Here is an 18,598-nt window from a genome sequence, read left to right as displayed (position 1 = left end):
AGTTCAGCGATGGCATCATGAAGTACCTTGCAGAGTATCAAATCACCAGCACACTCTGCAAGACAAACATTTGTTTTACTTCATTAGCATACCGTGTATCTACGGCCCATAAAGCCAGTAACTAACCCCGCCATGATGGCTACACGCGCCACGCCCAGTTGCATAGGATCGTGAACCATCACGGCAGATAGCACCAACTCGTTGGCCCGAGTTTGATGCAGGTCGTGCTGCTGGGCGTGATCGAGCGGTGGGTACAACGGTTGGTAAACTAGGGAGATCCGAGCGATCAAACGTTAGCTCAGCTTGGTATTCACTAGGAATATCAAACAGGCTGGCGCTCATCCATCCATCGTTATCTCCAACTTGAACGTGATACCACAATTCATCATAAACCGTGCGTTGGGCCAGAATGGTAATTGCATCGCTTGGTGCGATTTTGGTAATTACATCATAGCGGGTGCTTGGGCCTTGGCGCAGATTAGACGTTGAAGGCACCGAAACAACCAAAGCTGTGGGTTCTGGAGTCGATGTTGGTGCAGGCCGTGCTGTCGCTGGCGATCGCTGAGGCCGAGCCGTGCTTGCTGATAGTTTGGATTCGGTGGAGGTTGTTGGGACAAGCGTGGTGCTTGCTCCGCCGCAGCCAAGCAAGATAATGAGGCAGAATCCAATAATGAAACGATGCAGCATAGGAACCTCGCAATTCTAAGGGCTTACGATGTTTAGGTGCAATGTGCGAGCAGATTTTGCATGCAATTAATAGCATTATGTTTGACCACCCCTAAACAGAGGTGGCCAAACATTCATCGACTAAGTTTATGCCTCGGCCTTGGGATTGGTATAGGCTGCGATGGTGGCTCTCAGTCGCTCAGCAAATTTGTAAATATCATCAATATCTTTGATTTGCACTTTTTCTTCTTTGCGTTGGTTATCAAAGAGGCTCAACGATTTGGTGGTTGCTGAATTCAGCCACAGCCGGCAGATGGGCTTGCGATTGTTGTCATCGAGCAGAATGCCGCAGTAGCTCTGCTTGTCGCGCATAACGATGCGTTTGGCATCAATCGTTTCGCGCAAGATCGAGCGAACAATGTAGAAGGCTTCCAGCTCTTCCATCGTGGTCAGCACGCCAGTTGCTTCCTTGTCGGCAGCGGTGGTTACTGGCTCATCGGTTGCAGCTTGAGCTGCTGGGGTTTCCTCGATCGTGATCCGTGTATCGGTGCCCAAGGCGGTTTTCAGCCGATCGTTTACCTGGTCATTGATGAAGTTGCGCAGTGCTCGGCGTGTGGTTTGGCCAAATTGCTCGCGCATGTTGGCAGTCATGCGGCCACTGTAGACTTGGGTCGCAAAAAACTTGATAAATTCTTCCGAGGGATTGGTGAGTTGTTCGCCCATAATGCGCTTGATTTCACGAGTATATTTCAGTTCGCTGGCGGTCGTTACGATGCCAGCCACATCGAAGGTAGCTTTGGTAAATTTCTTTAGTTCGTCAACATCTTGTTCGCGAATATCAAGCAAGTTGAATTCGAAGAAGGGCTTGGTATCCATTTTGTTGGGTGCTTCAAGATCGGTGTAGAACCAGTAGGAGAGTCCATTGGTGAGAATCCCAAAGCGGGCTTCGGTTACGCTGAAGTAGCGATACAACTGAGAAGCATGGGCCTTGCCTAAATCGGCATTGTGATGCTTGCATTCGAGAAGCATCACTGGCTTGCCATCACGCAGGATCGCATAATCAACTTTTTCGCCTTTTTTCAAGCCAATATCGGCATTCAGTTCAGGGGTTACTTCGAGAGGATTGAAAACATCGTAGCCCAGCGAAGCTAAGAAGGGCATAACTAAGGCATTTTTGGTTGCCTCTTCGGTTTGAATATACTCCAGCTGCTTGGTAACACGGGTGGCCAGATCGCGCAGACGGTCAATCAGATCCATGGTCATTCCCTTCTAAACAAGAATGCGGTTACCCTAGTTCCTACACACACTGCGATAAGCGCTCTCTACACGCCTAACAAATGAAGTGCCTTGCAGTGTATCAAATCCCCAACATACTCTGCAAGACAAACATTTGTGTTATTTGATTAATTCCATTATTTACGGTGCATAGAGCCAGTGATCAACGCCACCGTGATGGCTACATGCACCACGTCCAGTTGCATTGGATCTCGTACCATCGCGGCAAATCGCTCCAACGCGTTGGCCAGAGTTTGAAGCAGGCCGTGCTGTCGGTTGTGGTTTAGGTGTTGGTGTCGCCGTCGGCATAGGTAAGAGTGTTGATTTGTCCTCAGGCAAAGCCGATCGTCTTGTTTCGTCAATAGTAAAGAGTGATCCACTCATCCATCCAGCTTGATTATCTACTTGAACGCGATACCACATATCTCCATTGATGCTTCGTTGTGCAAGAATGGTAATGTCCTGACTAGGAGTAATTTTTGCTAATACAGTGTAGCCTTGATTTGGTCCATTGCGTAGGTTCGCAGTATTAGGTAGCTGGACAATAAGTGGAGCTGGAGTTGCTGTTGGCACAACGGTTGGCTCAACAGTACGAATAACTGTTGGAGCTGGCTTAATTGTTGGGCGAGGCATGATGGTTGGACGTGGGGTGGCGGTTGGTAGAGCAGCAATGAGCGCTGGAGTATCAATGGTAATCGTATCAATCGCATTAACCCGAAACCACATTGTATCCATATTGCTTGGGACATCAAAGGCTACTGCCCATTCAACGGTTTCGCCCTTATCAAGCGAAACACCACCAAGCTGGCCGATATTGGTTACCTCATAGAGTTTAGCAACCTCTTTTGATACAGCGCGATCAAGATCTCGCGTTCCTCTAGGCCATCGAATACTGAGTTCTTGTTTGCCGATGGCATGAGAATCGCCCTCGTTAACAATCGTGCCATGAACAACCAACCATTCCCCTTTGGCACTGGTTGATAAGCCACGTTTCATGGTAATATCTTCAATGGTGACATTCCATTGGCCAATTGTAAATGGAGTATGAAGTGCATACTCTGGAGCTGGAAGATCGTTATTTGGGATTTTTTCTGAGGCTGAAGTTTGATCTGGTCCACTACTTTCGGCCATCGATGCTATAGCCCGTTCGGGAATAGTAGTGGCGGCAATAATGGTGATGGGTGTTGATGTTGCATTTATGGACGATGGTTTTGCTGGCGCAGGAAATAAGGGCCTCACAAGCATGAGCATCCCAAATGCAATGCCTAACTTCCCCCATGTACCAGAACGCCAGAGGCGAATGAGATGAAACGCCACGAATTCAACGACCTTACCAAACACGGTGAGGAAGGTATTCATACAAGCCCCGTTACCACTAAATGAATTTCTTCTCGCGATGAAATGACTTTCAGTCTATCAAATCCCTAACACACTATGCAAGATACATATAGGTCTTGTTCCATGATGTATAAGGCATCACCCCTGTGAGGTAGAGAATAAACAATTTATTTCGCTTAATTGTCGCAACTAGTACTATCCTGATAAATCAGAGCGAGAGACATGTAGAAAATCATGGTTATAGTATTTTAGATGCACTCTCCATACGTTTTTTGGATGTGAAGTTAAAGAGGCTTATTTTTGTGTTTGTTGGACCAATTGCTCAGCAAGCCGTTCAAAAAGCCTATCAATATGGGGAATAACTCCAAAATAAACATGGTGATTTTCATAGTCTTTGAGAGCTTTGATATGGGCTGGCATAGAAGCAAGTAATTGGTCAATTTCCTCAAACCACTTGAGCGAAGCTAAATCATCGACAATCAACGGTTCCCACTTGTAATGAACAAAATCATTTCGATGTTTCGCAAGTGTTCGTAATGCCTCACGAATTGACTCATCAAAACGGGGAATCCTAAGACCATCCAGAACTTCAGTATATTTCTGATAAAGATTATGCTTGCGAATCAATCTTTTGATAGTTGGATCTGACTGGCCTTGTCGTCGAGCAATGCTTGTGATGATGCCATTAATCCAATGTTCACACCATGTTGCATACAGAATGATAGCAAGAAGTCCATTTTCACGTTCTACAGCATCTAGAGCTTCATCAAATAATTCATTGGTGTAATTGAGGTTGAGATGTGTCGTTAAAACAGGCTCTTTGCCCCAAACAGCAATATAATCAAATACTGCTCTTTGGAGTTCTCGATCGGTTTTATTGGCAACATCTAACATTCCAGTTCGAATAGCATTAAGCACTGATGATTTAACGAAGGCTAGGAATTGATGGGTATCAATAGATTGATCATTGACTTATGCTTCAATAATGTGGAGATATGCCTCTAAAACTGGAGCTGTTACATCCATTTGGTAACACCTTCCCTAGCAACGTAAACAAGAGGCTGAAATCTGAATTCCAGCCTCTCTACCCAGCATTTAGATACTAGCAGAATGGTTATTTGGGGGCAATACTCCAATCACCATCAGCTTGCACTTCATAGAAACATGGGCCTTTGCTGAATCGTGCTACTGCTTCACTCTGTACGGGACCAATCTCGTTTTGGACAAGATCCCGCCCACCAGCACAATAGACCCAAACAATAAAGTTACTGTTGCCATTGTGGCTAAATCGATAGGGGATATTACCGATTTTAGCTGGCTCAAAAAGATCACTGACCGTATCTCCTCGGCCTTCGATTCCACCAGTGGCAATCCCTTGATTGTAGCCGAGCGGCTCGAGCCGTAACGACCATGTTCCATCAGCATCTATTTCAAAGAAAGTTTCTTTCTTGCCAGGAACGAAGCGACTGCCGTTATATCCGCCAATTTCATTGACAATCAGATCGCGATCCGAGCCTTGATAGGCCCAAACAATAAAGTTACTGCGTCCATCATGGGTAAAGGTGGCGCGTGCATAACCAAACGGAATCATAAGAGGATCGGTCACTTTTGGCCCAATCCCACTCAGCATGATTGGTTGAGGCAGAGGGGTGTTTTCCCGCACTTCTTTCCCGAGTAATCCAAGAAGCACTTTATATTGATCGGGATTGTTGGGATGCCATTCAAAGCGTGCGCGTTCAAACCATTGGGTCATCACCGTATCGCCATTGGCATTGGTTTCCATCGTGGCACTAGTTAATGGAAGCCCAAAGAGTTGTAGCGAGCGTGCATAGGCATCTAAGCCGGGGATTTTTAAGCCATTGGATTGCCAATAGCTTTTGAAGCCAAGACCTTGTGCCTGGTCACAGACATTGTGTCCGGTATCTTCAAACCAGATACAGCCTGCAATCGCCCCAGCCTCGCGTGGTTCTACACCGCGATTAAGTTGAGCAAGGCGATTCTTCCCTAATAATCCCAAGAGAATTTCATAGGGTGTGCCTGCGTTTTCTGGATGAATCTCAAAGCGGTTGCGTTCCAGCCACTGGGTTTTATAGGTTTGCCCAGTATCACTATTCGCTTCATCGGTAGCAGCATTAATAGGATAGCCAAAGACCGGCAATCCTCCATTATTTTCCCAATAGTCACTAAAAGGATCTTCGAGACAGAAACCTGTTTCGTTGAAACAAAGATTGTGGGCCGCAGCAATACTGGGCATCTCTGCAATCACGAGCGCCCCCAGCATAAGGATAGAAAACCAACGACGCATCACAAAACTCCTAATACAAAAGAATCCTCATTGTATTTAGATGCAATCGATTGCGTGATTTTGCATCTAATAAAGGCATCTTGAAGATTCAGTCTAGCGCAGGTGATGAGCATGATTGATAATGCAACGCCTCAATACTCTTACTCTAATAAACCATAAAGGACAGCTCGCTCAATTTATTCAGCGCTCTATGTGATTAAACAAAAACACCACCCATTGAGGTGGTGTTTCGTCTTAACCCCTCACGAGGATTGCGGTGCTTCGAATAGAATACGCGGTCAACAAGGCGATCACCGCCCTAGAGTTTTAATCCCCTCGCGAGGATTGAGGTCATTCGAATCGAAAGCCACAGCGGCGAGAAAAACCTAGCCCGATTGGTTTTAATTCCCTCGCGAGGATTGCGGTCTTTCGAATTGAACGGGACGGCGAATGGCAGCTTCATGACGAAGTTTGCGTTTTCATCCCCGAGCGAGGGCGAGGATTGAGGTCTTTCGAATGACGAGTCAGGGCGGAACCGACATCAATGAATTCATTAAGGTTTTAATCCCCGCGCGAGGATTGCGGTCTTTCAAATGCTCATCATTGGCTTTCTCGCTGGCCGTCTATACATCAAAGTTTTAATCCCCTAGCGAGGATCTAGATGTTTCGAATGGATTTCCCCGGTACGCTAGGGACTGTTGCCCAACAAGTGTTTTAATCCCCTCGCGAGGATTGAGGTGTTTCGAATCCACGGTCTACATGGATGGCTGGGCCGATGGGAATTATTCGTTTTAATCCCCTCGCGAGGATTGAGGTGTTTCGAATGGTGACGTAATTTATCGTATGGGCCATGGCCTAATGCTGTTTTAATCCCCTCGCGAGGATTGAGGTCTTTCGAATTCAACGCCACGCCAGAAGGCTTTGATGATAACTTTGAGTTTTAATCCCCGCACGAGGATTGAGGTCTTTCGAATTGGTAGTTCGCGCTGCCAGCCACGATCCGGTTTAATCCCCTGACGAGGATTGAGGCCTTTCGAATATTGTCCTCAAACATCTGTACTTACAGATCCCGCTTGAGTTTCAATCCCCTTGCGAGGATTAAGAGTAATTACAAGATCGGCTTATTTCTCAGGCGACGGCCCAGGTAAAAGTGGTGGCATGCGTCCATCGCGATAGGTCTCTTCCAACTGGGGTTGAATCCATTCGCCAACGGTTGATCCATTCGGCAGCAGCGTATGCGCAAGGAATTCATCTTCGAAGGTCGTAATTTGGGTTTCAATCGCTTCGAGTTTGGCTTTGATAACCAAGGCCAGTGCTCGCCAACGTTGGCGACATGACTGCTCCCATGCCTCACGAGCTTGAGCATCACTCCGCCGCGTGCCTCGCGATGGGGTGTACCAAAATTCGCGACTATCGCGATTTGGCAGCGGGAGGATGAAACGAATGCGGCGCTGATGCATCTCGAAGATAATGGCTGCCGCATTGTTTTGCCACGCATACATGAACCCAGTTGCCCCATAGCGCTCAAGGACTTGTTCGATTTCCCCACGGGTTCGTTGAACGCTTACCGTTGTTTCACGTGCATAGTGTGGCATACAACCCTCCATTCGGGTGTATTTATGGCATATAAAACGACATGCCTATTATAGCATGTTTTTGTACCTATAACAAGGTTAGTATAATTATTTTACTTGAAACCTGCGAGATATAAAAATTCCTGTACTATATCTCGCAAATCATCCCTTATATTGTCAATATCTTTTCTTTGTGCCACATAGCGACGATTATGTGCTGAACGATCGCCCACATTCTTCAATTTTGGAAGTGCTGTTTGTGCATTTCTACTAATATTGAATGTTGTTTCTGCTAAAGTCTTAGGAATAAGTTCACTCAGATAAAGAAAATGACCTTGAGGATTTTTTAGCGTACTTGATATTCCATGAGCCTCAAAAACCTCAATAATTAATGTTTCAAGTAGTTTTCGTATCATAACAGCACAGGCATCAAACCATCCATGTTCATAGGTGCCATTAATTTGGTGAACAATACTCTCGATATATCCCCTCGATTTTCGAACAATTGAATGGGTAATAACATGTTGTGATTTTGATGGCCCAGTGTCCTCAGGTGGCCTATAGATATCATAGGCTTGCTGTTGAATATCGTTCGCGAATGAAAGCACTTCCTTAGCCTGCTCGTTGTTCATAGTTACTCGCTCTTATACAAATGCTTTGCCATGCTTGCGAAGATTTGATCGATTTGATCAGCTGAGGCCTCGGCTGATATATGAATTTGAACATCGATATGCAGACTGGGGTTTTGGTGCTTGCTGGCAGATGCTTTAGGCTTATGAGTTGGTTCAGCATGAACTTCTTCATCGGCTTCTGTTGATTCTGCCTCAGGAGCAGGTTTTGCCGAAGCGCTTGAAGAGGCTGTTTGGTTCGGTAAGACTTTTCGCGCATTCTCTAAAGCAATCTCGCGTGAAATAATAGTTTTTCTTCCTGAAAGCTCTTCTACCAGTCCAAAGTCTTGGATATTTTCTTTAAATACATCTAAAGCTGATTTTGCTTCTCGTTCATCCATATTATGGGTAGTTTGTAAATAGGTAAGCAACATTTCATCATTATTAAAACTTTTTCCACTAAATTTTGTAATAAACGCACTGAATAGTTCGTTTTGGAATAAAATATCTAGAATTTTCTCGTATCTAGAGATATTATGTTCACCTATAACGATTTTACCTAATTCGGTTATTGATAGAAGTTCTGCATTATAAGCACCACTCGTAAGACCATAGCCATTGGATGCCACAATTAATGTTCTACTTAGGCCGCTATCTGGAGAACGGCCAAGTTTATCCCAAACCCTTAATCGTCGAACACTATCACCTTCTCCCAGTTCGAAAATTGTTTTCGGTAATTCTAAGACTTTAGTTAATGATAATCGAGGAAAATTTTTTCGTGGTTTGCTTTGGCGAGAAGAATTGGATTCACCATTTGAAGCATTTGGGTTGGTCATAAACGTTCCCTTCTAGCAATGTAAACTTCAATTCAACGGGAGATAATTCTATCAAAATCCCAACACATCATGCAAGACAAACATTTGTTTTACTTGGTACTTAAAAAAGAACTCCCCACTTGGGGAGCTGGAGTAGGTATTGTATTGATTGTTTATTGGCTACACTTGGCTTGAATACACTAGCCTATGGCTTTGGCGTAGGTTGTGAGGTTTTTATAGTAGGCGTTATCAAGCGAGCCATAGGCCACAACCCCGCAGCGCGCCAGAACGAATTTTGCCAAAGTGAATTTATTGCCTGGGTCACTACCAACATACAGTGGATCACCAACATCGGTAATAAGACTCACAAGGCTTTGCTTGTCAAATAACTCTTTGATAGCTGCATAGGTGGTTTTGGTTTGATTAAGATGAAGTGAGCAACGTCAATAGCCTTTGGGGCTTTTGGGCATCACCTGATACTTATGTAATGCAAACACCCTGTGGCTATGCAATTGCATTTTATGCCGATGGTCATCTGAGTTTGCGCCTAATCTATGAAGGTCGCCGCCACCTGCAAAACCATCGGGGTGTGAAAACGAAAAAACACGCTGCGACTTTGCTACGGTGCTTCTTTTACGAGGTGATTGATGGATAATCGACCCAAACCCGATCCCTAACCACCAACCCCCGATCCCCAACCCAATCACCCACAACCAGAACCTAAACCGATTACCGATGCAGAAAAACAAGCAGCGATCGAGTGCTTTCGCCGCTTACGTGACAAGCATCAACCAACGTGAGGACAATACATGCCAGCGTATAACTTCAAGCCCCAGTTTGCCGAGGCGGTTGCTAGCGGCACGAAATCCTGCACCATTCGCCCAAAGCGCAAACACCCAACCAAGCCTGGTGATCAACTCAAGCTCTATACCGGAATGCGCACCAAGCGTTGCCGCCTGCTGCGGGAAGCAACCTGCACGAGCGTTCAGTCAGTACGCATCAGCGCCAATGGAATTGAGCTTGATGGAGCAAAAATGACCGCCGCCGATGAACTCGCCTTGGCCCAAGCCGATGGCTTTACCAATGTTGCCGAAATGCTCAGCTTCTTCAGCGCAGTCTATGATGGATTGCCCATTGAAAACATGGAGCTAATTCGATGGAGCTAGACCAATCTTACCCGATCAAGCTAACCCAACCACCAATACCCATTGAACGGGGCCAAGCCAATGGCCAACGTGAAACCGTAATTCAAGCCTTTGCAGCGTTGTTGGTTGCATTGATGCTTGACAAAGACCATGAAGCAGATCAATCATCTGCACAACCGCCTCAATCGAAAGCAGCGTAGAAGGGATTATTCATGCGCGCCGTTATCTATACGCGGGTTTCAACCCGTGAACAAGCTGAGAACAGCAGCCTTGCAAGCCAAGAGCGTGATTGTCAGGCCTATGCCCAACGCCATGGTTGGCACGTTGTGCAGGTCTATCAAGATGCTGGCAAGAGTGGCCGCAATGCTGATCGTCCCGCGTTTATGCAGCTTCGTGCAGATGCCGCTCGGAAACCACGATGCTTTGATGTTGTCTTAGTGTGGAAGCTCGACCGCTGCGCCCGTAACACCTCGCTCCAGCTACGGGTGGTTGATGAATTCCACGCGCTGGGGATTCAACTCATTTCCATTACCGAGCCGATTGAAATGGATACCGCCGCTGGCCGTTTCAATCTCACGATGCTGGGGGCTGGGGCCGAACTTTATAGCCGGCTAACAGGCGAACGGGTGGCACGCGCCCGCCGTGCAGCTGCGGAATCAGGCAAGTTACCTGGCCCAGTGCCAACTGGCTACCAACGCAATGAGCATGGAGTGCTCGTTCCTTCAGCAGATGCCGAGCACCAGCGCATGCTGTTTACGCTCTATGCAACTGGACTTTATAGTTTCAGCACCATCGCCGATGCAATGAATCAACGGGGGGCGCGAGTTTGGAATACCCAACAAGGGCGGTATGTTCCCTACACCAAAGATAACGTTGCATCGATGCTACGCAACCAAATCTATATTGGCAAAGTGAGCTATAAAGGCCAAACCTATGCTGGCCAACACGAAGCGCTGATTGATCAGAAGACATGGGACGCGGTACAATCCTTACTTGATCGGCGCGGCCAAAAGCGCGGCTGGACACCAGTGAGCCAAGGCCGTGGGCTACTCAGTGAAATTTTATATTGTGAGCAATGTGGCAGCCGCATGTGGCAACACTACAAGCGCACAACCAATGTTGTGTACTATGAGTGCAGCCAACGCCGTTATAACCAATGCCCCATGGCCATGGTACGCAACGATGTGATTGATCAGCATATGATTGCGGTGCTCGATGCCTTGACGTTTCCTAGCGATTGGAAGCGCGACATTCTCCGAGTTGCGCAGCAACAGTGGGCCGCACGCCAACAACCAGCACCCGAAGCACCCAACGTTGAAGCCGAGCTTGCCGCACTCAAGCGCCTGTTTCTCAACGATCAGATTCGTGCTGATGAATATGAGCAGCGCAAATCAGCGTTGTTGGCCCAAGCACAAGCGCCACGCCAAAAGCCAGCTGCATCCTTTAATATGGACCAAGCCTTAGATCTGTTGGAATCAATTAGTTGGACATTTAAGCAGAAGGGAGCCTTAACCGAGAAGCGCGTAGCCTTACAATCACTCATTGCAGCCGTTTGGGGCACAAAAAAAGGGATTGTCGCCTACCAGCCACGAGAACCATTTCTAGAACTCGTAGCAAGTTTGCAACAATCCCGCTTGGTGAGCCGGGTGGGGATCGAACCCACGACCAGCGGATTAAAAGTCCGATGCTCTACCACTGAGCTACCGGCCCAACGCGTGAGAGTATAGCATAGACTGAATAAAATTGCAAATGACAAGGTTCACAAACTTTTTTAGGCAATGAATAACAATGCGGCGCTACTTTTGGGTAGCGCCGCATTCGGTTTATTGATGACGGGAAAGGGGTTCGATGGTTGCTCCAACGCGGGATAGCACGTCGTGGTCGGGGCTGCCCCACTCGCTAAAGCCAACTTCGTCGGCTGAAACATTCAGGGCTTGCGCTGCAATAAAATCGGCCAAGTAGGGCGCAATCCGACCTTCACGAACGCCTTCATCCAAAGTAGAGATCAACTCAACAGTACCCATTGTTCCTCCTTATACTGGTTGTTTTTTTGCCGTCATCAACCTGCTCGCTCAATCAGACTTAGATCAACTCTATCGCCAACGCCACCGCTTCGCCGCCACCTAAACAAAGGGTTGCCAGGCCACGCTTGCCGCCACGCTCTTGCAAGGCGTAGACCAAGGTCGTCAAAACGCGAGCACCGCTTGCACCAATTGGGTGACCCAAGGCAACCGCGCCCCCATTGACGTTCAAGCGATCCCAATCAATATTGAGATCTTGGCCGTTGGCCACAGCTTGAGCAGCAAAGGCTTCGTTGAATTCATACAAATCATAATCGGCCAAGCTGGTGTTGGTTACTTCAAGCAAACGCCGCACAGCAAAGGCTGGCGCAGTGAAGATTTCCAATGGCTTCACGCCTGCTTGGGCATAGCCAAGGATGCGTGCTAATGGCTTAGCACCCAATTGCTGGGCTTTGGCCATACTTGCCACCACCAAGGCCGAAGCACCGTCGGTAATTCCAGGCGCATTGCCAGCAGTCACGCTGCCATCAGCTTTGAAGGCTGGCTTAAGTTTGGCCAAGGCTTCAACTGTGCTATCGGCGCGCACTGGCTCGTCGGTATCAAAAATCGTTGTGCCTTTGCGGCTCTTCAGCTCGACTGGCACAATTTCGTTTTTGAATGAGCCACGGGCAATTGCGGCAGCAGCTTTGCGATGCGAATTGTAGGCAAATTCATCTTGCATCTCGCGGCTCACGCCACAGGCATCAGCTACCCATTCTGCTGAGTTGCCCATGTGATGATGCTCAACCGCACACCACAAGCCATCGTGCACAACCGAATCTTGAATTTCGCCATTGCCAAGCCGATAGCCAAAGCGCGCTTGGGGCAGCAAATATGGCGCTCGCGACATGTTTTCCATGCCCCCAGCCACAATCAACTCAGCATCGCCAGCTTTGATCATGCTCGCTGCCAGCATCACGGCCTTCAAGCCAGAACCACAAACTTTATTGATCGTTAGGGCGCTGACACTATCAGGCACGCCTGCACCCAAGGCAGCTTGGCGCGCTGGAGCTTGGCCAAGCCCGGCCCCAACGACATTGCCCATAATCACTTCATCAACAACATCACCATTGATCCCGGCTCGCTCCAATGCGGCCTTAATTGCGATCGCACCGAGTTGAGGCGCAGTTAAATCAGCCAGACTCCCGCCAAACTTGCCAATTGGCGTGCGGGCAGCACTCAACAACACCGGTTCGCGCTCGTTGCTCATGGGGCGATACTCCTTGTTTTGAACTAGCTAAAAGCCAGCAGCGCCTTTGCCACTGGCTTATCTATTCAAGCTTTCAGCGTTATCTTACCATAAAGCGAAGGCGCAATCTAGGCGAATTTTTATCCATCCAAACCAATGCACCAACGCTCAACTACGTCGCGGCAGCGCCGCCCAATCCGCGCACGCAAATTAAATAATGCTCCAGCAGCCAAGCCCTCGGTTTCAGCCAAGGCCGAAATATTGGTTTGCTCAAACAAGAGTTCATGCCAAAGTCGCTGCGCTACCGCATACAACGGATCATCATGCATACTCACTACCACATGCGAAATCTCACGCTTCAATTGGCGCACTGCAACCAGATCATCAACTGCAGGATCGGGCGCAACGAGCATATCTTCAAGCAGAAAATCTTGATTCTGCTGTGCTTGGCTTAAATAGTACACCTGTTGGGCCGCAGCAAACGCTTGCTGACGCTTAAAACCAGCGCCACCACGCTTTAAGGCATTGGTCGAGCGTCGCCATTGCAAGACGGCACGCCATGTCACCTGATAAATATAGGTGCTCAAGCGCGCTTCAAAGCGAAATTGGCTCAGCTTTTGGGTCAAATCAGCATAGGCACACACATCAGGCGACCGCTCATCAAGATACAAGGCATCAACCCCAAAGACATGGATTTGCTTCAAACAATGATTGATCTGTTGATAGAGTTGATGATGAGCTTCTGCATGCTGCGGATGCTGCGGATCAAGCGCACGCTGAACGGTTGGATAATCATGCCAAAGATTGATCGTAATTTCATTTAGTTTCGTCGGGTTATGTGCAGCACTTTGCTGGCTATAATCGGCAACTAATTTGGCCAAATCAGTCTGTTCTTCAGCAGTTAAATTCCAGCCTTGAGCCACGGCGACTGTTACCACCAAGTCCACATACCAAGCGTGCGTTTCCATTCTGGCCTCCACCATTGAATAGCTGGTCATTCTCCATTGACACAGCTACACCTTAGCGAAGGCCATGCGACAGCCATGCGACATTTTTTGGCTAAATCGTTGTCGCATGGAATTAAAAAAAACAGCGCCAACCGCAAGGGTTAGCGCTGTTCGCCTAATCAACAATTCAATTTAGAAGCCGTATTCGCGCCAGCGTTTGGTCACGCGATCAACAATCGCTTTGGTCATGCGAATATCTTGCGGCCATTCTCGTGGGAAGCGATCAATATCTTGCCGCTTGCGCGTCGCATCAATCCCCATTTTGTGGCCATAGGCAAAGTGGTCGGCTGAGTGATCAAGCGCATCAAGCGGCCCTTCAACAATCACTGTATCACGCTGCGGATCAACATTCGATGTAACATGGAATAAAACTTGGTTCATATCCTGCACATCAATATCATCATCGACCACAATAATAAATTTGGTCAGCGACATCAGCATCAAGCCCCAAAGCCCATACATCACTTTGCGCACCTGACCAGGGTATTTTTTCTTGATGCTCACCACCAGCAAATTATGGAACGTGCCTTCTGCTGGCATATTCACATCAATCACCTCGGGCACAACCAATTGCATCAATGGCAAGAACAAGCGCTCGGTCGCCTTACCCAACCAATAATCTTCTTGCGGTGGATAACCAACAATCGTGGTGGGATATATCGCATCTTTGCGCATGGTGATTGCGGTCAAATGCATCACGGGATATTGATCAGCCAACGAATAGTAGCCAGTGTGATCGCCGAATGGCCCTTCAAGCCGGCTTTCGCTGGGGTCAACATAGCCTTCGAGAATAATTTCAGCGTTAGCTGGCACTTCGAGATCGATGGTTTTGCACTTGACCATCTCAACTCGTTCGCGACGCAACCACCCAGCCAACATAATTTCGTCGATGCCAGGCGGCAAGGGCGCAGAGCCAGAGTAGATCGTGGCATAATCGCCACCAATCGCGACCGCAACTGGCAATTTCACCCCACCTTTGCGCAGCGCTTCGCGTTGATGTTCGGTGCCGCCTTTGTGAATTTGCCAGTGCATGCCGACAGTTTTTTCGTCGTAAACTTGCACCCGATACATACCCACATTACGAATCCCTTTGACAGGATCACGGGAGATCACGGTGGTTAAGGTCACATAGCGGCCACCATCGTCAGGCCAACATTTGAGAATTGGCAACTTATTCAAATCAATTTGGTCGCCAGTCCAAACAATATCTTGGCAGGGAGCGCTGGCGACTGTTTTAGGCCGATAGCGCACAATTTCGGAAAGCTCGCTGACTTTTTTGAGCTTATCAAAAACACCATCGGGCACTTCGGGCTTGACGACGCTGGCCAAGCGGGCGCGCAAATCGTCGAGCTTTTCTAAGCCCAAGGCCCAAGCCATGCGTTGCTCCGTGCCAACCGCATTAATCAAGACTGGCAAATCCGAGCCAATCACATTTTCAAATAATAATGCGACATTACCTTGACCTTGCTTCATTTTCGAAACGCGGTCGGTAATTTCGGTAATTTCAAGGTCGGAAGAAACTGGCGTTTTGATCCGTTTCAATTCGCCGCGTTTTTCCAAAAACGTGATCCATTCGCGTAAATCGGCGAAGGTTGCAGGTATTTTTGCAGCCACAATAACGCTCCATTGCAGATGATTTGTTCAATCTTTGTGCATTGTATCACGATTTATCGTCGATCAGCAGGCGCTAGAGGGAGTTTCAACGCCCAGAGACCCACAGCGCGACTAGCGACTATTTGGCCGTGAACTACCACGCCCACGAGGGGCGTGGCTTCTGCCTTCAACGACAGCTACCAGCATTTCGCTGGATGCACACCATCTCCGGCAGCGTTTTGGCTTTCTGTCGTCCCAACGGCAAGCAGGCGTATTCCTTCATACAACATGTTGATCGCCGCATTCCTATCACGATCATGGGTCGTGCCACAGGTGAGGCATGGCCACACCCGATCTGCTAACGTCAAGGCGGTTTTGGTTTGACAGTGGTGGCAGGTCTTCGATGAGGCGTAGAACCGTCCACCTTAATCACCCGCCGTCCGTGCCATTCGGCTTTTTCCTGCAATCGTTGTATGAAGATACTCACGGCGGCATCACTGAATGATTTGACCCAGAGGGTACCCCGCTTGGTTCTCGCAAGGCCTTTGATAGTCAGGTCTTCAATGCACACCACGTCAAATTGGCGAACGATCCCCAACGCATGTTTATGCAGCCAATCGGCGCGTTGGTTGCTGATTTTCTGGTGAATTTTGGCAACCCGCTTGCGAGCTTTCAATCGATTTTTACTACCCTCTTGAGCGCAGGAGAGTTTGCGCTGAGCGCGGGCAAGTTTCTTCAGTATTGACTTAAGCGAGGATCTTGTTATGGCTGTTCGCAGTCGATTAAAAGTGCTTATTGCACAGTACAATGTGGAGAGGTTAAAAGCCAATCAGCCAACCCTCACCCTACGTCGGCTTGCAGAAGAAACAGGTTTGGCATTATCAACCATAAATGGGCTTACTACGCCAAGGGCGAGTCGAGTGGACTTCAAAACGCTCAGCACATTGTGTGAGTATTTCGACGTACAACCAGGGGAGATATTGGAATACCTTAAAGATAATACGGCATGAAAATGCCTCTGCATGGTTATGCACAACCAGAGGCGCGGCTACACCGCACTAAGGAAGGCAGAGCGACGGTCATGATACCCGATAATGGCCGATTTTTTTGACTGGATGGGATAGCATATGTTGTACGCAGTCAAAATAACCGAACCGCACCTGATTGCTCTTGACAAGAGAGCCTGCTATTTTTCGCTTTAATTGCTCTTCGTCAGAACTGGCACGCATGCATCCTGCGCGGGAAACCCACAACGTGGGTCTTGGGGGCGGGGTGTTCTGCGGCAAACATATAAAGCAATAGCGCCTATGGTATAGTAGGGGTTAGGGTTTAATCAGCCCTGATTAAACTGCACTCCATTGAGAATAACCTAGCACAAATGTATAGGCGCAGCATTGCGCATTTCACTGAGGGATTATGAAACGAGTAGTGCCCACCGAGTCAATCCATACCGCCATCCCCTATCTGCTTCTTAGCATGATTCTGTTGATCCAAGGCCTAGCAATTTATCTCTTTAATGATGGGAAACTAATCTACAATCTTGATGACCCTTATATTCATCTGAGTTTAGCCCGCAATATTGCCCATGGCCATTATGGCATCAACCTAATTGAGCCAGCAGCCCCATCATCTAGTATTCTCTGGCCCGTTATCCTTGCCATCTTTGCTCGATTACCCTTGTTTGAATATGTGCCGTTAATGCTTAATATTGGGTTCGGCGGCGGAATTCTTTATGTTCTGCATAAAATCATCAACCTCATCTTCCACGATCGGCTGAGTGCAGCGACAAAAGCCTTTTTAATCTCCGTCTTAGGCATCGTCGCCAGTATCAGTCCCTTAGTGTGGTCGGGCATGGAGCATCTGCTCCAAATCCTGTTAGCAGTCATCATTTTTTACAATCTCTTAGATCTAGAAATCAACAACAAACTCAATCGCTCATTAATGGTTGCGGTCATCATCAACGCTTTAGTTCGCTATGAAAGCCTCGCCATCTCGATTCCGGTGCTACTCTTTATCTTTCTGAAGGGCTATCGGCGGGCAGCACTGCTTGGCCTGGTGCTGACGCTTGTACCGATAGCCGCATTTTCGTATTTCCTGCATCGCCTTGGTTTAGGCTATCTGCCAACCTCAATCATTATTAAAGGTTCGCAATTTTCCGATAAAACGTCGTTTGAAATTCTGATCGACAATTTAGCGTATGCAGCTAGAACAAAAACATGGTATTTGTTCCTTACTATAATAATTTCCCTGTTAATAGGATTACGTCGGAAAACGCATATCTATTTTAAATTAACAGTTTCATTGTCAATCCTATTACAGGTAGTTTTCAGTACATCTACAAATCCGTATCATCGCTATGAATCATATATGGTTATTTATGCACTACTTGCTTGGATATTTTTATATAAAGAAGTTATTGCAAATTTATTTACTAGTTCCAAAAAATATCTTTCTATAATAACAGTAATAGTAATATTAGTTTTTATCAATTATTTTAATTACTTTTTCTATATATTCTATACACCAATGATGTCTCATAGTATTTATAGTCAACAATATCATATGGCGCTATTTAGCAGTAAGTACTACGATAAAAATATCGGAGTTAATGATATTGGACTTGTTTCCTATATGGATAATGATTATACCTTAGATCTCTTTGGTTTATCCAATATGGAGGTTATTGATTATCGTAAAACAAAGAAACCTGGCTGGATGAATACAATAGCAGATAAATATAATGTTGATCTGATTATGATTTATGACGAATGGTTTACTAATCATCGCCCTAGCGATTGGATTAAAATCGGTGAACTTAAAACGAAGCTACCTGTTGCGGCAACTGCATACAGTGATGTTGCTTTTTATGTGCGAAAACCAAGCAATGTGGTCGAAGTGCGCCAATTAATTGAGCAATTCAGCCAAATACTGCCCGCAAATACAGAGTTTCGGTTTGCGCCCGAATAACTTGGTTAAGCTTTCAGTTTATTGAGCGTAGATCATTAATTCCGCCTTCGCTTACGCACACCAAGGAATTCCCAGTA

At 47.2% G+C, this 18,598-nt stretch carries 19 protein-coding genes, 1 tRNA gene and 1 pseudogene; 5 read left to right on the top strand and 16 right to left on the bottom strand.

The genetic code is table 11. From position 1 onward, the window contains the following. Positions 1 to 99: 99 nt before the first annotated feature. The 9 genes from ACFMKP_RS02780 to ACFMKP_RS02740 all read right to left on the bottom strand — a co-directional run bounded on the left by ACFMKP_RS02780 (position 100) and on the right by ACFMKP_RS02740 (position 8,928). Positions 100 to 687 carry an SH3 domain-containing protein gene (locus tag ACFMKP_RS02780; RefSeq protein ID WP_382288860.1) on the bottom strand — a complete coding sequence of 196 codons (588 nt, stop codon included), beginning with the start codon at positions 685 to 687 and terminating at the stop codon, positions 100 to 102. A 126-nt stretch (positions 688 to 813) separates the two neighbouring features. Then, positions 814 to 1,923 carry a type I restriction endonuclease gene (locus ACFMKP_RS02775; RefSeq protein ID WP_382288858.1) on the bottom strand — a complete coding sequence of 370 codons (1,110 nt, stop codon included), beginning with the start codon at positions 1,921 to 1,923 and terminating at the stop codon, positions 814 to 816. A 159-nt stretch (positions 1,924 to 2,082) separates the two neighbouring features. Beyond that, positions 2,083 to 3,300 carry an SH3 domain-containing protein gene (locus tag ACFMKP_RS02770; protein ID WP_382288856.1) on the bottom strand — a complete coding sequence of 406 codons (1,218 nt, stop codon included), beginning with the start codon at positions 3,298 to 3,300 and terminating at the stop codon, positions 2,083 to 2,085. A 273-nt stretch (positions 3,301 to 3,573) separates the two neighbouring features. Beyond that, positions 3,574 to 4,173 carry a hypothetical protein gene (locus tag ACFMKP_RS02765; protein ID WP_382288854.1) on the bottom strand — a complete coding sequence of 200 codons (600 nt, stop codon included), beginning with the start codon at positions 4,171 to 4,173 and terminating at the stop codon, positions 3,574 to 3,576. 220 nt (positions 4,174 to 4,393) lie between these two features. Then, on the bottom strand, positions 4,394 to 5,584 hold the full coding sequence (locus ACFMKP_RS02760; RefSeq protein WP_382288852.1) for a hypothetical protein: 1,191 nt from the start codon (positions 5,582 to 5,584) through the stop codon (positions 4,394 to 4,396). 1,100 nt (positions 5,585 to 6,684) lie between these two features. Then, positions 6,685 to 7,158: a hypothetical protein gene (locus tag ACFMKP_RS02755; RefSeq protein WP_382288850.1), complete on the bottom strand. Its 474-nt coding sequence runs from the start codon at positions 7,156 to 7,158 to the stop codon at positions 6,685 to 6,687. A gap of 92 nt (positions 7,159 to 7,250) precedes the next feature. Continuing rightward, on the bottom strand, positions 7,251 to 7,769 hold the full coding sequence (locus tag ACFMKP_RS02750; RefSeq protein ID WP_382288848.1) for a hypothetical protein: 519 nt from the start codon (positions 7,767 to 7,769) through the stop codon (positions 7,251 to 7,253). Positions 7,770 to 7,771: 2 nt separating this feature from the next. Continuing rightward, positions 7,772 to 8,581, bottom strand: coding sequence for a hypothetical protein (locus ACFMKP_RS02745; protein WP_382288846.1), 810 nt, complete (start codon positions 8,579 to 8,581; stop codon positions 7,772 to 7,774). Positions 8,582 to 8,760: 179 nt separating this feature from the next. Next, positions 8,761 to 8,928: a hypothetical protein gene (locus tag ACFMKP_RS02740; protein WP_382288844.1), complete on the bottom strand. Its 168-nt coding sequence runs from the start codon at positions 8,926 to 8,928 to the stop codon at positions 8,761 to 8,763. 441 nt (positions 8,929 to 9,369) lie between these two features. On the opposite strand from ACFMKP_RS02740, the gene ACFMKP_RS02735 reads away from it, so the two are divergent. The 3 genes and pseudogenes from ACFMKP_RS02735 to ACFMKP_RS02725 all read left to right on the top strand — a co-directional run. Then, positions 9,370 to 9,726, top strand: a complete 357-nt coding sequence (locus ACFMKP_RS02735) for a hypothetical protein (RefSeq protein WP_382288842.1) — start codon at positions 9,370 to 9,372, stop codon at positions 9,724 to 9,726. Further along, positions 9,717 to 9,905 (top strand): hypothetical protein, encoded by a 189-nt coding sequence (locus ACFMKP_RS02730; protein WP_382288840.1) that lies wholly within the window; start codon positions 9,717 to 9,719, stop codon positions 9,903 to 9,905. Before ACFMKP_RS02735 ends, ACFMKP_RS02730 begins: the two co-directional genes overlap by 10 nt. Positions 9,906 to 9,917: 12 nt before the next feature. Beyond that, a pseudogene (locus tag ACFMKP_RS02725) lies at positions 9,918 to 10,907 on the top strand (recombinase family protein); the annotation flags it as partial. Between the two features lie 433 nt (positions 10,908 to 11,340). Here ACFMKP_RS02725 and ACFMKP_RS02720 read toward each other — a convergent pair. The 7 genes from ACFMKP_RS02720 to ACFMKP_RS02690 form a co-directional block, all read right to left on the bottom strand. After that, positions 11,341 to 11,415 (bottom strand) — tRNA-Lys (locus ACFMKP_RS02720). A 113-nt stretch (positions 11,416 to 11,528) separates the two neighbouring features. Further along, entirely contained in the window at positions 11,529 to 11,729 is a 201-nt protein-coding gene (locus tag ACFMKP_RS02715; protein ID WP_382288838.1) for a hypothetical protein, read from the bottom strand. A gap of 58 nt (positions 11,730 to 11,787) precedes the next feature. Continuing rightward, positions 11,788 to 12,975 carry an acetyl-CoA C-acetyltransferase gene (locus ACFMKP_RS02710; RefSeq protein WP_204755463.1) on the bottom strand — a complete coding sequence of 396 codons (1,188 nt, stop codon included), beginning with the start codon at positions 12,973 to 12,975 and terminating at the stop codon, positions 11,788 to 11,790. Positions 12,976 to 13,094: 119 nt separating this feature from the next. Continuing rightward, positions 13,095 to 13,922: a hypothetical protein gene (locus ACFMKP_RS02705; RefSeq protein WP_382288836.1), complete on the bottom strand. Its 828-nt coding sequence runs from the start codon at positions 13,920 to 13,922 to the stop codon at positions 13,095 to 13,097. Positions 13,923 to 14,093: 171 nt separating this feature from the next. Then, positions 14,094 to 15,575 (bottom strand): menaquinone biosynthesis decarboxylase, encoded by a 1,482-nt coding sequence (locus tag ACFMKP_RS02700; protein WP_382288834.1) that lies wholly within the window; start codon positions 15,573 to 15,575, stop codon positions 14,094 to 14,096. A 176-nt stretch (positions 15,576 to 15,751) separates the two neighbouring features. Next, complete coding sequence (locus ACFMKP_RS02695) at positions 15,752 to 15,922, bottom strand: zinc ribbon domain-containing protein (RefSeq protein ID WP_382288832.1); 171 nt, start codon at positions 15,920 to 15,922, stop codon at positions 15,752 to 15,754. After that, positions 15,919 to 16,362 (bottom strand): RNA-guided endonuclease InsQ/TnpB family protein, encoded by a 444-nt coding sequence (locus ACFMKP_RS02690; RefSeq protein ID WP_382288830.1) that lies wholly within the window; start codon positions 16,360 to 16,362, stop codon positions 15,919 to 15,921. Before ACFMKP_RS02690 ends, ACFMKP_RS02695 begins: the two co-directional genes overlap by 4 nt. On the opposite strand from ACFMKP_RS02690, the gene ACFMKP_RS02685 reads away from it, so the two are divergent. Together ACFMKP_RS02685 and ACFMKP_RS02680 are read left to right on the top strand one after the other, a co-directional pair. Continuing rightward, positions 16,319 to 16,564, top strand: coding sequence for a helix-turn-helix domain-containing protein (locus tag ACFMKP_RS02685; RefSeq protein WP_382288828.1), 246 nt, complete (start codon positions 16,319 to 16,321; stop codon positions 16,562 to 16,564). The genes ACFMKP_RS02690 and ACFMKP_RS02685 overlap by 44 nt on opposite strands. A 406-nt stretch (positions 16,565 to 16,970) precedes the next feature. Continuing rightward, a complete protein-coding gene (locus ACFMKP_RS02680) occupies positions 16,971 to 18,521 on the top strand; it encodes a hypothetical protein (RefSeq protein ID WP_382288826.1) in 1,551 nt (516 codons plus the stop codon). Positions 18,522 to 18,598 lie beyond the last annotated feature (77 nt).

The organism is Herpetosiphon sp. NSE202 (genome assembly GCF_042688385.1).
In the GTDB taxonomy this organism is placed as follows: Bacteria; Chloroflexota; Chloroflexia; order Chloroflexales; family Herpetosiphonaceae; genus Herpetosiphon.
Note: the sequence above shows the minus strand (reverse complement) of the source record. Positions and strands in the feature narration are given on the sequence as shown.